General features: G+C 34.5%; 13 protein-coding genes and 1 tRNA gene. 7 read left to right on the plus strand and 7 right to left on the minus strand.

Annotated features, from left to right (window positions below; all coding sequences use genetic code 11):
- The first annotated feature begins 23 nt into the window (after positions 1-23).
- Positions 24-413: an acyl-CoA thioesterase gene (locus EKM05_RS02395; RefSeq protein WP_126451631.1), complete on the plus strand. Its 390-nt coding sequence runs from the start codon at positions 24-26 to the stop codon at positions 411-413.
- A 34-nt stretch (positions 414-447) separates the two neighbouring features.
- Here EKM05_RS02395 and EKM05_RS02400 read toward each other — a convergent pair whose 3' ends face one another.
- The gene (locus EKM05_RS02400) at positions 448-1704 is read right to left on the minus strand and encodes a mechanosensitive ion channel family protein (protein ID WP_126553271.1); all 1257 of its coding nucleotides are present in this window, start codon (positions 1702-1704) and stop codon (positions 448-450) included.
- Entirely contained in the window at positions 1697-1975 is a 279-nt protein-coding gene (locus EKM05_RS02405) for a DUF3817 domain-containing protein (RefSeq protein WP_126459634.1), read from the minus strand. The genes EKM05_RS02400 and EKM05_RS02405 overlap by 8 nt, the downstream gene beginning before the upstream one ends.
- A 102-nt stretch (positions 1976-2077) precedes the next feature.
- Between EKM05_RS02405 and EKM05_RS02410 the strand changes: the two genes are divergently transcribed.
- From EKM05_RS02410 to EKM05_RS02420, 3 genes are all read left to right on the plus strand, one after another.
- Positions 2078-2605: a DUF6155 family protein gene (locus tag EKM05_RS02410; protein WP_126553273.1), complete on the plus strand. Its 528-nt coding sequence runs from the start codon at positions 2078-2080 to the stop codon at positions 2603-2605.
- Between the two features lie 106 nt (positions 2606-2711).
- Positions 2712-4256, plus strand: a complete 1545-nt coding sequence (locus EKM05_RS02415; protein ID WP_126553275.1) for a DEAD/DEAH box helicase — start codon at positions 2712-2714, stop codon at positions 4254-4256.
- Positions 4257-4399: 143 nt separating this feature from the next.
- Positions 4400-5749: a DEAD/DEAH box helicase gene (locus EKM05_RS02420; protein ID WP_126553277.1), complete on the plus strand. Its 1350-nt coding sequence runs from the start codon at positions 4400-4402 to the stop codon at positions 5747-5749.
- Between the two features lie 21 nt (positions 5750-5770).
- On the opposite strand, the gene EKM05_RS02425 is transcribed toward EKM05_RS02420, so the two are convergent.
- Together EKM05_RS02425 and EKM05_RS02430 are read right to left on the minus strand one after the other, a co-directional pair.
- Complete coding sequence (locus tag EKM05_RS02425; protein ID WP_126553517.1) at positions 5771-6997, minus strand: multidrug effflux MFS transporter; 1227 nt, start codon at positions 6995-6997, stop codon at positions 5771-5773.
- 187 nt (positions 6998-7184) lie between these two features.
- Complete coding sequence (locus EKM05_RS02430; RefSeq protein ID WP_199734573.1) at positions 7185-7904, minus strand: sulfite exporter TauE/SafE family protein; 720 nt, start codon at positions 7902-7904, stop codon at positions 7185-7187.
- A gap of 105 nt (positions 7905-8009) precedes the next feature.
- Here EKM05_RS02430 and EKM05_RS02435 point away from each other — a divergent pair, with 105 nt between their 5' ends.
- Both EKM05_RS02435 and EKM05_RS02440 read left to right on the plus strand, forming a co-directional pair.
- Entirely contained in the window at positions 8010-8426 is a 417-nt protein-coding gene (locus EKM05_RS02435; RefSeq protein ID WP_126459625.1) for an Lrp/AsnC family transcriptional regulator, read from the plus strand.
- 502 nt (positions 8427-8928) lie between these two features.
- Complete coding sequence (locus tag EKM05_RS02440) at positions 8929-9048, plus strand: SsrA-binding protein (protein WP_197037188.1); 120 nt, start codon at positions 8929-8931, stop codon at positions 9046-9048.
- 16 nt (positions 9049-9064) lie between these two features.
- Here the strand turns inward: EKM05_RS02440 and EKM05_RS02445 are convergent, their stop codons facing one another.
- Entirely contained in the window at positions 9065-9577 is a 513-nt protein-coding gene (locus EKM05_RS02445) for an adenine phosphoribosyltransferase (protein WP_126553280.1), read from the minus strand.
- Positions 9578-9678: 101 nt separating this feature from the next.
- On the opposite strand from EKM05_RS02445, the gene EKM05_RS02450 reads away from it, so the two are divergent.
- Positions 9679-9752: transfer RNA gene (locus EKM05_RS02450), tRNA-Arg, on the plus strand.
- A 172-nt stretch (positions 9753-9924) separates the two neighbouring features.
- Here the strand turns inward: EKM05_RS02450 and EKM05_RS02455 are convergent.
- Positions 9925-10545 carry an L-threonylcarbamoyladenylate synthase gene (locus tag EKM05_RS02455; protein WP_126553282.1) on the minus strand — a complete coding sequence of 207 codons (621 nt, stop codon included), beginning with the start codon at positions 10543-10545 and terminating at the stop codon, positions 9925-9927.
- A gap of 14 nt (positions 10546-10559) precedes the next feature.
- Complete coding sequence (locus EKM05_RS02460) at positions 10560-12896, minus strand: ATP-dependent helicase (protein ID WP_126553284.1); 2337 nt, start codon at positions 12894-12896, stop codon at positions 10560-10562.
- Positions 12897-12989: the final 93 nt, after the last annotated feature.

Below are 12989 nucleotides of genomic sequence, written 5' to 3' on the forward strand. Positions count from 1 at the left end.
TTTTACATTTATAAAGAAAAAATATGAAATTTCACACTAGAAAATGGGTAAAACCCGAAGATCTAAATCCTAACGGAACTTTATTTGGCGGTAAATTATTAGCTTGGATTGATGAAGAATTGGCTTTGTATACCATAATTCAATTAGAAAATACCAGAATCGTAACCAAATACATGTCGGAAATCAATTTTCGAAGTTCGGCCAGACAAGGTGATATTGTCGAAATTGGAATTGATGTTTTAAAATTTGGCACAACCTCACTCACGCTGAAATGCGAGGCACGAAATATGATGACACGCGAGACAATCATTACAATTGATCACACCACAATGGTTAACTTAGATGCGGATGGAAAACCTAAGGCACATGGAAAAACAGCAATTGAATATGTGAAAAACAGATTATTAATTTGATACGAAGTGCATTTATACTTTTTAAGTAAAAAAATTAAACCTGAGATTCACTTTCTGCAGTTGTTTCAAAAATTTCTAAATCAAAATATTTTATGGAAGCAATGATGTGATCAAATATATCCGACATGATGTATTCATAGTTTTCAAATCGCTTGTCATGTGAAAACGCATAAACCTCAAGCGGTACACCATGGGAAGTTGATTGTAACTGACGGCAAAGCATCAACATGTCTTTGTTTAATCCTGGATAATTGAACAGGTATTCCGTGATGTATTTTCGAAATAAACCTAAGTTTGTCAAATTTCGCCCATTAATAGCAATGGATTTGTCAATTTTATGTTTAGAATTATAGTCGTCTATTTCTAATTTTCGACTGTCAATATAATCCGATATTAGATGAATTTTTTTTAAATCATTTAATTCTGCTTCCTCTAAAAACCGAATGCTGCTTGTTTTTATCAGAATGTGTCTTTTGATGCGTCGGCCATCTGAATTCAGCATTCCGCGCCAGTTTTGAAACGAATCTGAACTCAAACTATAGGTTGGAATTGTGGTTGTGGTATTATCGAAATTTCGAACTTTTACCGTTGCCAGATTGATCTCGATGACATCTCCATCGGCACCAAATTTATCCATCGTAATCCAGTCGCCAATTCGAACCATATCGTTTATGGATACTTGAACACTAGATACAAAACCTAAAATGGTATCTCGGAATATTAATATGATTACCGCTGAAACGGCTCCTAAAATAGTTAAAAGCTCTTTTTTATCAATCTCAAATAATTTTGAAATGATTAATGTAATTCCAATTACCCACAACATAATCATGATTACCTGAATGAAACTGTCAATAGGTTTGTCGCTGTATCTTGGTTTTAGTTTTAAATAATCACGTAACGCATTGAAAATAGTTCGTATAATCCATAAAATCAGAATGATGATGTAGATTCCAACCAATTTCCCAAAAAAGCCTTCCCAATATTCAAATCGATCTAAAATTATTGGAACAGATTTGTAAATAAACAATAGTGGAATTAAATGTGCAATGTATTTAGCCGTTTTGTTAGTTACCAGCAAATCATCAAATTTGGTTTTGGTTTTTTGGGCAATAACGGCCATAATAGTAACTAAAACAAGTCTAAAAATTACGTAGATGACATACGCCAATACACACAAAACAATAATGTTCAGCACCAAGCTAAAATAAGAAGCCAGACTGTTCCCTAAGCCCCATTTCCTGAGTACTAGATATAGAAAAGTGAATATTTTTTCTATTAATTTATACATTTCGCAAGTATTTCTTTTCTATGTAAAAAGTCCCAAAAGGAGGAATTGACGCAATACAAATGATAAAATACTTTTTAAAATTCCACTTTTCACTAAACTTTAAAATTGTTGCCAAGATAATGTAAGCAGTAAATAATACGCCGTGAGCCATTCCAATGTGTTTGACATAAATAGGATCATTAAAAATGTATTTCATTGGCATAGCAAAGAAAAATAACAATAAGGCGGATATACCTTCTACTATTGCTGTAACCTTAAAAATCTTAAGCATTTATTTTTTTTTAAGTGATAATTGACAAAATTAAGGATTATCATTGATTTACCACGCATTGATTCCTAAAGTAAATTACTTTTGTAATCTTAAACTTTGATAATGAGCAAACGCGATTTAAAAAAATATGTAGCCGAATTGAATAAAGAACAACTCGAAGAGCAAATACTCGAATTGTACGAGAAATTCAGTTCTGTAAAAGTCTATTATGATTTTGTTTTTAATCCAAAAGAAGAAACGCTTTTGAAGGAATGCAAACTCAAAATTTCCAATGAATATTATCCTCTGAAAAAATCCGGAAGGCGTAGCAAACCTAAAACGAGGCGTTCCGTTGCCCAAAAATACATTAAGCACTTTACGCTTTTGGGAGTAGATCCTTTTGTAATTGCGGATGTAATGCTTTACAATATTGAAATAGCACAAACATTCTCATCAGAACAGGATATAAAGCAAGAATTATTTTTCAAAAGCATGTACAATTCCTTTCAGCAAGCCGTTGTTTTCTTGATTGCAAATGGAATACTTACTGATTTTAAACCCAGAATTAGTGCCATACACACTGAAACTATTTTGCAAAAATGGTACAATGAACCAGAATTTAATGCCATTTTAGAACGATTAGAATATTAAATCCTCACATAATTCAAATTTATTTAATCATTCCGTTTATTTTTAATAAAAATTGATACTTAAACTGTTTTTTAGGCGTATTTTTGCAAAAACCCAACAATAAGCAATGTCCCAAAACACTTTAGAAATAGAAATAGAAGACAAAAAAGAACTTTATGCGTACCAAAAAGGCGATATAGATGCCATCTTTGAGCGCATTGATAATGCACCGCCACAACACCATTTGTTATACCAATTGCCCACCGGTGGTGGAAAAACAGTGGTTTTTTCTGAAATTGTGCGCCGTTATTTATCGCAACATGATAAAAAAGTAGTTGTTTTGACCCACAGAATTGAGTTGTGCAAGCAAACCTCAAAAATGTTGAAAGGTTTTGATGTGAAAAACAAAATTATCAACAGTAAAGTAAAAGAACTTCCGGATCAAAACGATTATTCCTGTTTTGTAGCCATGGTGGAAACTTTAAAAAACCGAATCAACGATGAAAAACTGCATTTAGATAATGTAGGATTGGTAATCATTGATGAGGCACATTACAATTCCTTTCGTAAATTATTGAGCTCTTTCAAAAATGCTTTTATTTTAGGGGTAACCGCAACACCTTTAAGCTCAAATATCAAATTGCCAATGCATGAAAGCTACGATGAATTAATCGTAGGAGACACCATTAGTTCCTTGATTACAAATGGCTTTCTGGCCAAAGCAGTTACCTATAGCTATGATGTGGGTCTGACCTCCCTGAAAGTAGGGATCAATGGCGATTATACCGTAAAATCATCTGATGATTTGTACACCAATATGGCCATGCAGGAAAAGTTATTGCATGCCTACACGGAGAAATCATTAGGCAAGAAAACCTTGATTTTCAATAACGGAATCAACACCTCCTTATATGTATACGAAACGTTTAGAGAAGCCGGTTATGCCATTCGCCATTTAGACAACACCAGTAATAACGAGGAAAGAAAAGATATTTTACATTGGTTCAAGCATACACCTGATGCCATATTGACATCAGTGGGAATTCTTACTACCGGTTTTGATGAGCCTACCGTAGAGACCATAATCCTGAACAGAGCAACAAAATCGTTGACCTTATATTACCAAATGATCGGTCGTGGTTCCAGAAAATTACCTAACAAAGACATTTTCAATGTGATCGATTTAGGGAATAACGCCGCCCGATTTGGCCTGTGGAGTGAGCCGGTAAACTGGCAGCATATCTTTAAATCTCCGGAGTTTTACCTGGAAAACTTACGAGACGATACAGAAATAGAATTGTATTTTAAATACAGCATGCCACCGGAATTACGCGCTAAATTTACTAAAACAGAAGTAGTAACCTTTGATGTGGATGAAGAACACAAACTCATTATCAAACAAAATTTACGTTCCAAAGTAGTGCTAGAAAAATCCCTAGAGCAACATGCCGCCATGTGTGTGGATAATTCTGAAACCTTACAAGAAGCAAAAGCGCTGGGAAAAGAACTGGATGATGACATTGATTGTCGCATCAAGCGCTATTCAAAATGTTTGAGCCAGTGCAGTAAAAATTACCGCGAATGGCTAGTAGATGATTACAAATTGAAACTGGTATTATTGACCGGGAAAAAATACCGGGAAAAAATCATGAACGAACCGGATGAAGAGTAATATTTATTTTTCAAGGAGCTAATCCCGCTATTCGTTTCAATCTTTTATTTTTAAAGAAAAAATAAAAGGATTTTCACTGCTATCGGGGCTAAAATTACCGTTACAAAACAACTATTTTTTATAAAATATAAAATTCAAAAAAAATGCCAAAACAATTCTCTGATTTAGGAATTTCAGCACCAATAGTAAAAGCGATTACCGAATTGAAAATTGTTGTACCAACAGAAATTCAGCTAAAAACGATTCCGTTACTTTTGTCAAATACAACGGATATAGTTGGACTTGCTAAAACCGGTACCGGAAAAACAGCTGCTTTTGGATTGCCAATTTTACAATTAATAGATGTAAAATCACCTTTGATTCAAGCAGTAATTCTTGCGCCAACTCGGGAATTAGGCCAACAAATATTTAAAAATTTAGAGTCTTTTGCCACCTTTTTGCCTGAAGTTTCCATTGCAGCAACATGCGGAGGAATTCCAATCAAACCGCAAATAGAACGCCTTGCAACACCTACACATATTGTAGTGGCAACGCCCGGAAGATTAATTGATTTAATTCAGCGCAAAGCCATAAACTTAAAAGAAACCAGATTCCTCGTGCTCGATGAAGCCGATGAAATGGTGACTATATTAAAAGAAGGCTTAGATGAAATTATTGCTGAATTGCCAGCAGCGCATAAGACTTTTTTATTCTCGGCCACCATGCCCGGAAGCATAAAACAATTGATTCAAAACTATTTGAATAAAAACGTGGTACATGTCAGTGCCAATATGGAAACAGTAGGTAATCAAGGAATTGATCATCAATACATTGTGGTAAATCCTATTGAAAAACTGGACGTTTTGATGCATTTTCTGAATTCTAAAGAGGGTGAACGCGGTATCATTTTTTGTAAAACAAAAGCAGCAGTCAATAAATTAGCTAAAAACTTGGCTATCAATAGGTTTTCTTCTGGTGCATTACACGGAAGTTTATCGCAGGGAATTAGAGACCGAATCATGGAGCAATTCCGCGAAGGACATATCAATATATTAGTCGCAACAGATTTAGCAGCAAGAGGAATTGATGTAAAAGAAATTTCTTATGTAGTCAATTATCATTTGCCTGATGTGTATGAAGCATACGTACATCGTAGCGGTAGAACTGCAAGAGCAGGAGCAAAGGGACTTTCATTGACGGTATTGCAGCCGGAAGAAGTAGTTGAAATTGCTGAATTCGAAAAAGAATTGGGAATACAATTCAAAGAATTCAAAAAACCAACTCTTGCCAGTATTGAAGAAAATAATACGTTGTTATGGGCGAAGCAAATCTTCAAGACAAAACCCAATCATGACATCGCTACAGAATTAAAAGATAAAATAAAAACAGTTTTTCATCATTTGACGAAAGACGAACTAATAGAAAAGGTCCTGGCCAATCACTTGCTTCAAGCAAAAAATGAAGTCCTTTCAAAAACGGAGAAACCAATAAAAAAACAAAAAAGAATGAATTAATTCATTCTTTTTCATAAACTGTTAATGAGCTATTACAATTTCATCACCTGAAGTTGTAATGGTTTTTTTTATGTTTCGTTTTCCGATAATTAAAATAATCAATGCCAGTATTGTTGATGTTGTCATAATCAAAACCATTGGTAACATAGAGCTTTTTACAAAAACACCAACCGCAAAAGAGGCCAAAGCACCTAATCCCAATTGAATCGCACCCATCAAGGCAGACGCGCTTCCTGCATTTCTTGAAAAAGGAGCAAGAGTCAGTCCTGCTGTATTAGGATTAGAGATTCCTAAACACGCCAAGAATAAAAACAGCATGGCAATTGTTTCATACAAACCTAAAAGATCATTGATTGCTAATGTCAGAAATAAAACACTGATTACCGACTGTGTAATTAAGGCCCCAAAAATCATTTGTTCACTGGTAAATTTCCGTAATAAAAAAGAATTAAGCTGACTGGCGCTTATAAAACTCAAAGACATAAAGGCAAAAATCCAGCCATACGTTGTACCATCTACTTTGAAAATATCCATAAATAAAATAGGAGAGGCTGCTACATACGTGAATAAACCAGAAAAAGCGATTGCTCCTGTAAACGCATAGGTGTAAAATTGAGGCACTTTAACAATGCGTATAAAATTAGAAATAATTGGTTTTGGCTTTAATGAAATAGAAGTGTCCGGTTTGAAAGTATTAGGCAAAACAATTTGAGCCGCTACAAGAATTACAATTCCCATGCACATCAGTATAAAAAATACAGTATGCCAACCGTAATAAGTAGTAACATAACCGCCTACAGTGGGTGCCAGCATTGGTGAAAGCCCTACAACCAACATCAATAAAGAAAAGACTTTAGGTATCTCTTTTACAGGAAATAAATCCCGAACCATTGACACTGAGGCTACCGTAGCAGCACAGCTCCCAACAGCCTGAATGAATCTCAGCCCTATAAAAGTATCAATATCAGTGACAAATGCGCAGCCCAAAGAGGCTAATATGTAAACCAATAATCCAATAAAGAGCGGTTTTTTTCGGCCAAAACGATCTAATAACGGACCATAAAGTAATTGTCCAGCAGAAATTCCAATAAAATAACTGGATAATGTCATGGACACATTGGCAACAGAAGTATTCAAATCTTTAGCAATTCCGGCAAAACCAGGTAAATACATATCAATTGAAAATGGGCCAAGTGCGGTAAGAGAACCTAAAATGAGGATTAATTTAATGTATTTTTTTTTGTTCATTTCGGTATTATTCATTGAAGTCGCAATTTTTAATTTTTTGCAAAGGTAAATAATTAAGATGCGAATCAAACCACTTTCCACACTAATGTGATTTATGATAATGGACAAAGAGCTGCTAAATAAAATAAATTTAGCACCGTCATTGACCAGTAATGTGATAAAAGCAGAGTCAATACAATTTCTATAATTATACTTTAAAAACCAGCAATACTCCTGATAGAAATAATAGTCCTAAAATGATTCTTTTTATAAGCGCTTCATTAAGTTTTAAATAGACTTTTTTGCCCAGAAATAAAGCAAGAATAAGAAAAGGCACAACATAGAGGGAATTGTAAATTTGGTTCATAGTAATCACGCCACCTAAAACCAAAACGGGCATTCGCATCAGCGTAACCAAGCCTAAAGTACCAAACATGGTAGCCCTAAATGTCTTTATATCGTTAGTTTCATTCTGAACAATTATTACATATAAAGGACCTCCGGTAGAAAATAAACCAGAGAAGAAACCTCCTAGAAAACCCAAAAAGTGTTTCGTTTTTTTTAAAATCACTACTTTTTTTTTGACACGAAGGCTATTTAATACAAATAGGATAATAAAAACACCCAACGCCTGCTTTAAGATCAGCGGTTTTCCATAAACTAGAACCACTATTCCGGTAAGCACTCCAAAAAAGGAAGAAAAAGCAATTTTTTTTAATAAGCTTTTGTCTATATATTCCCACTCTTTATACACATAAATAGGAGAGGAGACCAAATAAAAAATAGAAAGATACGAAACTGCTTCAGATAAAGGCATAACTAACAACAAGAAAGGTAAAGCTATTAAAGCACCGCCGAAACCGATCATAGTTTGAATAAAAAATCCTGTAAAAATTCCAATTGTAAGCAGTAATAAAGTGTTATCCATGGTTCAAAAGTACTATTAGTACTATAAATATCTAAATTTAATCCATCAATAAACAAGTGATTTTCCGTTAAAAAGTTGTAATTTTAAGCGTTTAAAACTTTTTTAATGGTTGATACTCTAGATTTAAAAATAATAAAGCAATTAGAAATAAACTCAAGAGCTTCCTATGTAGAAATTGGGAAACAAATTGGACTTTCACCTTCTTCCGTAAGAGAACGCATTCAAAAACTGGAGGATGCTGCTATTATACAAGGATATAAACTTCAGCTGAACAACCAAAAACTGGGATTTGGATTAGAGGTTTTTATTCTGTTCAAGTTATTTAGTGGAAAACTACAGTTGTTTTGTGATCAGCTGAAAGATTTTCCAGAGATAAATGAGGTTTTTAGAATTACTGGACCCCAAAACATTATTATGAACGTCGTTCTAGTTGATCAAATGCACCTACAACAATTTATTGATCGGCTTTTAGTTTATGGAGAGCCTACAACTCACTTGATTTTATCTGATTTAAAAAAATAATATAGGATCGTCTGTTTCTTAAATCAAAAATTATTCCGTTACTATTAATAGTTTAGTTTAAATTTACGTTAGCCACCAAAACCAAGGTAAAGCGTCGTAACACAAAGAAATACTTTAAAACCATTAAAATGGCCTATATTTAGATTAAAACAGCATAAATTATAACAAAATAATGTGATTTTAAGCTTTTGAGACGTATTTGTCTGAAATCGGAAATGGTGTCAGCCAATCGTAAAATTATTTATAGCAAAAGACTGTAAAAATGATATCCTTCATGTTAAATAATTTAAGGAAGGATTGTAATCGTTTAATGTAACTAAACAGTGTGAGTTTTTTGGTCTAAATGTACTGTGTCTTTTTTGCGCTATAATTTATATTATGTAAAATAGCTTTTTTAATTATAATATAAACATAGTGTGCTTTAGAGATAAAAAAACATCACCCAATCAAAGCCCTCTTTACCCTCTTTCTTTATTTTTATCTTTTTACAAAACAAAACGATATGTATAAAATCTTGGGCCAACTCAACAAAATCATTTTACAGAGTTTCACCAAACAGGGATTGGATTTGGCTAAAGCCAAGAAATTGCAAATCGCGATTATTGCTTTAAGTATTACGTAATCACACGAACCTTAAATTAGTATGTAATTGCTACAAAAATTTCATTTCCTTTGATTTTTGTCCTTCCATTCAAGAAAGCTAATTCCATCAGGAAATTGCATTGCACGATTTCACCACCTAATTGTTCCACCAATTCACAAACTGCTCTTGCGGTTCCTCCGGTTGCCAATACATCATCGTGAATCAGAATTCTGTCTCCTTTTTTAATTGCATCAATATGGATTTCTAAAGTATCGGTTCCATATTCTAAATCATACGTTGCTGAAATAGTTTCGTAAGGCAACTTGTTTGGCTTTCGAACCGGAATAAAACCAACATTTAATTCCTGTGCAATCAAAATTCCAAAGAAAAATCCACGACTTTCCACTCCTATTACCTTGTCAATTTTTTTATCTTTCAAGGATTCAACCAGTATTTCAAGACATTTATTCCTTGCTTCGGGATTAATTAGTAACGGAGTGATGTCTTTAAACAAAATTCCTTCTTTAGGAAATCCCTGAATATCACGTATATACTTTTTTAATGGCATATTTTTTTGTTTTTTTACAATTTTAGACTTGCAAATTACACATTTATACTTATATTTGCACCCGCTAAGACGCCTTAATTAAGACATCAATAGCAAAAAAAGGCCTTGTGGCGCAACTGAATAGCGCACTTGATTACGGCTCAAGAGGTTACTGGTTTGAATCCAGTCAAGGTCACTTCAAAAATCCTTAAACATACTGATAATCAGTGGTTTAAGGATTTTTTACTTATAAATTTGTAGGGTTTTTGTATTATGGTTTTTGAAGTTGGTGCCTATAGATTTGTAACTTCTTGGGAAACACAAAAATTTATGGTAAATCGGCAACTATTTTGCCAAAAATTTAAATCTTATAAAATATCTAAACTTCCTTTGCCTTCTCTAACTACAACTGGCTCATCACCCGATAAATCAATAATGGTGGATCCTATATTGTCTCCATAACCTCCATCAATAACTAAATCAACCAGGTTTTGCCATTTCTCAAAAATTAGTTCCGGATCCGTGGTATATTCTATCACATCATCTTCATCATGAATTGAGGTAGAAACAATAGGATTCCCTAATACTTTAACTATTTCTAGAGCAATCGCATTGTCTGGAACCCGAATTCCAACGGTTGTTTTCTTTTTAAATTCTTTTGGCAAGCTATTATTTCCAGCTAAAATAAAAGTATACGGCCCTGGCAACGCTCTTTTTAATAATTTGAAAGTTGCCGTGTCTATCTGCCTCACATAATCCGATATGTTGCTTAGATCATGGCACACAAAAGAAAAATTAGCTTTATCCAGCTTTACTCCTTTTATTCTCGCTATGCGTTCCAATGCTTTGGTATTGGTAATATCACAACCCAAACCATAAACAGTATCCGTGGGATAGATCACTAAACCACCTTCTTTTAAAACCTTAACTACTTTGGCAATTGCTGCTTCGTTAGGTTTGTCTTCGTATATTTTTATAAATTGAGCCATTTTTTTTTAGTTTTTCATCCAATAATATCCAGTTTAGCAAAACGCAACAGTAATTTCTTTATTCCGCCTACTTCAAATTTGATTTCGGCTTTTTTGTCGGCTCCCACTCCTTCAAGGTTTAACACTTCGCCTTTCCCAAAACGTTCGTGCATCACTATATTACCAGCAACCAGTTTATTATCGAATAAATTAGCACTTCCTGAAGCAGCATTATTACTAACAGGTTTCAATTTACGAATATTTATATCCGATTTAGTTTCATTATCTGTATTATATTTGGTCGGCGGGGTTCCGCTAGCTGGTTTTGCCAGACGCAATCTAGATTTATCTACATCGCCAAAAATATCGCTATCAATCATTGGTTTATACCTGTAATTATTTTCAGGAGGTGTAATGTATTCCAGATATTGACTGTCGATTTCCTCAATAAAACGCGACGGTTCACTATCAGTCAATTTTCCCCAACGGTATCGTGATTGTGCATAGGTCAAATACGCCTGGTGCTCCGCACGGGTCAAAGCCACATAAAACAAGCGGCGTTCTTCTTCTAGTTCGCTTCTCGTGCTCATACTCATGGCACTCGGGAACAAATCTTCTTCCATTCCCACTACAAAAACATGAGGAAATTCTAATCCTTTAGCTAAGTGAATGGTCATCAACGCCACGCGGTCTTCATCACTGGTGTCTTTGTCTAAATCAGTTGCCAGAGCCACATCCTCCATAAATTCAGACAAAGCGCCACGGGCTCCATCCACTTCTTTTTGGCCATCTGTAAAATCCTTAATACCGTTTAGTAATTCCTCAATATTCTGAATTTTAGCCATTCCTTCCGGTGTAGCATCTTTTTTTAATTCCTGAATTAATCCTGTTTTTTTGGCAACATGATCCGCTAAATAAAACGCATCCTGATTTTCATTTATAGCCTGAAAACTCTGAATCATCGTAACAAAATCTAATAGTTTTTGCTTGGTTCCGGAATTCAGTTTTAAATCAATTCGCTCTATGTTTTGCATCACTTCAAACATCGAACGTTTGTAGTGATTGGCTGCAATGGTTAGTTTTTCGATTGTTGTATTCCCAATCCCACGTGCCGGATAATTAATTACCCGAACTAAAGCTTCTTCATCTTTTGGATTAATAACCAATCGTAAATAACACAAAACATCCTTGACTTCTTTTCTTTGATAGAAAGAAAGTCCACCATAAATCCGGTACGGAATATCTCTTTTTCTAAGCGCATCTTCCATAGCCCGGGATTGTGCATTGGTCCGGTACAAAATGGCAAACGCACCGTTAGGCATTTGATTTTGCATTTTTTGCTCCCAAATCGTACCGGCTACAAAACGGCCTTCTTCGTTGTCTGTTAAACTGCGGTGAACCTTTATTTTGGGACCAAAATCATTGGCGGTCCAAACGATTTTGTCCAGTTTTACTTTATTTTTATCAATAATAGTGTTTGCTGCTTCAACAATATTCTTTGTCGAACGGTAATTTTGTTCTAGTCTGAAGGTTTTTACGCCTTCATAATCTTTCTGGAAATTCAGTATATTATTGATGTTTGCACCACGAAACGCATAAATACTTTGTGCATCATCGCCGACCACACAAATATTCTGAAATTTATCGGATAAAGCCCGAACAATAAGATATTGCGAGTGATTTGTATCTTGGTACTCATCTACCAAAATATAGCGAAAACGGTTTTGATATTTGGCCAGAACTTCCGGAAAACGAGTCAGTAATTCATTGGTTTTTAATAACAAATCATCAAAATCCATGGCGCCTGCTTTGAAACATCGGTCCACATAATTTTGATAAATTTCGCCCATTCGAGGTTTTTTAGACATTGCATCCGCTTCTTGCAAATCAGGATCATTAAAATATGCTTTTACCGTAATCAAACTGTTTTTGAAATTTGAAATTCGGCTTAAAACCTGTTTGGGTTTGTACACATCACGATCCAGTTGCATTTCCTTGATTATTCCGGAAATGGCACGCAATGAATCCTGAGAATCATATATGGTAAAGTTTGAAGGATAACCAAGATGTTCTGCTTCTGAGCGTAAAATTCGAGCAAAAACCGAGTGAAATGTTCCCATCCAAAGATTTTTTGCCTCTCCGGCTCCCACGATATCCGAAATTCTTTTTTTCATTTCTCGGGCCGCTTTATTGGTAAAAGTAAGCGATAAGATACTAAACGCATCAACACCCTGACTCATCAAATAAGCAATTCTGATAGTCAACACCCTCGTTTTACCGGAACCTGCACCCGCAATAATTATCATGGGTCCGTCTTTTTGCAAAACGGGTTCACGTTGGGCTTCATTAAGTTGATCGATATATTTGTGCATGGAAAATTTTAAGTTTTATTATGCAAAAATAGCGATTTTGAATGAGGTTTTCAGTACCAAAAAACAACAATTGGCTAATTCATTTTGCGACTC

This window comes from Flavobacterium sp. GSP27 (assembly GCF_003970395.1).
Lineage (GTDB): Bacteria > Bacteroidota > Bacteroidia > Flavobacteriales > Flavobacteriaceae > Flavobacterium.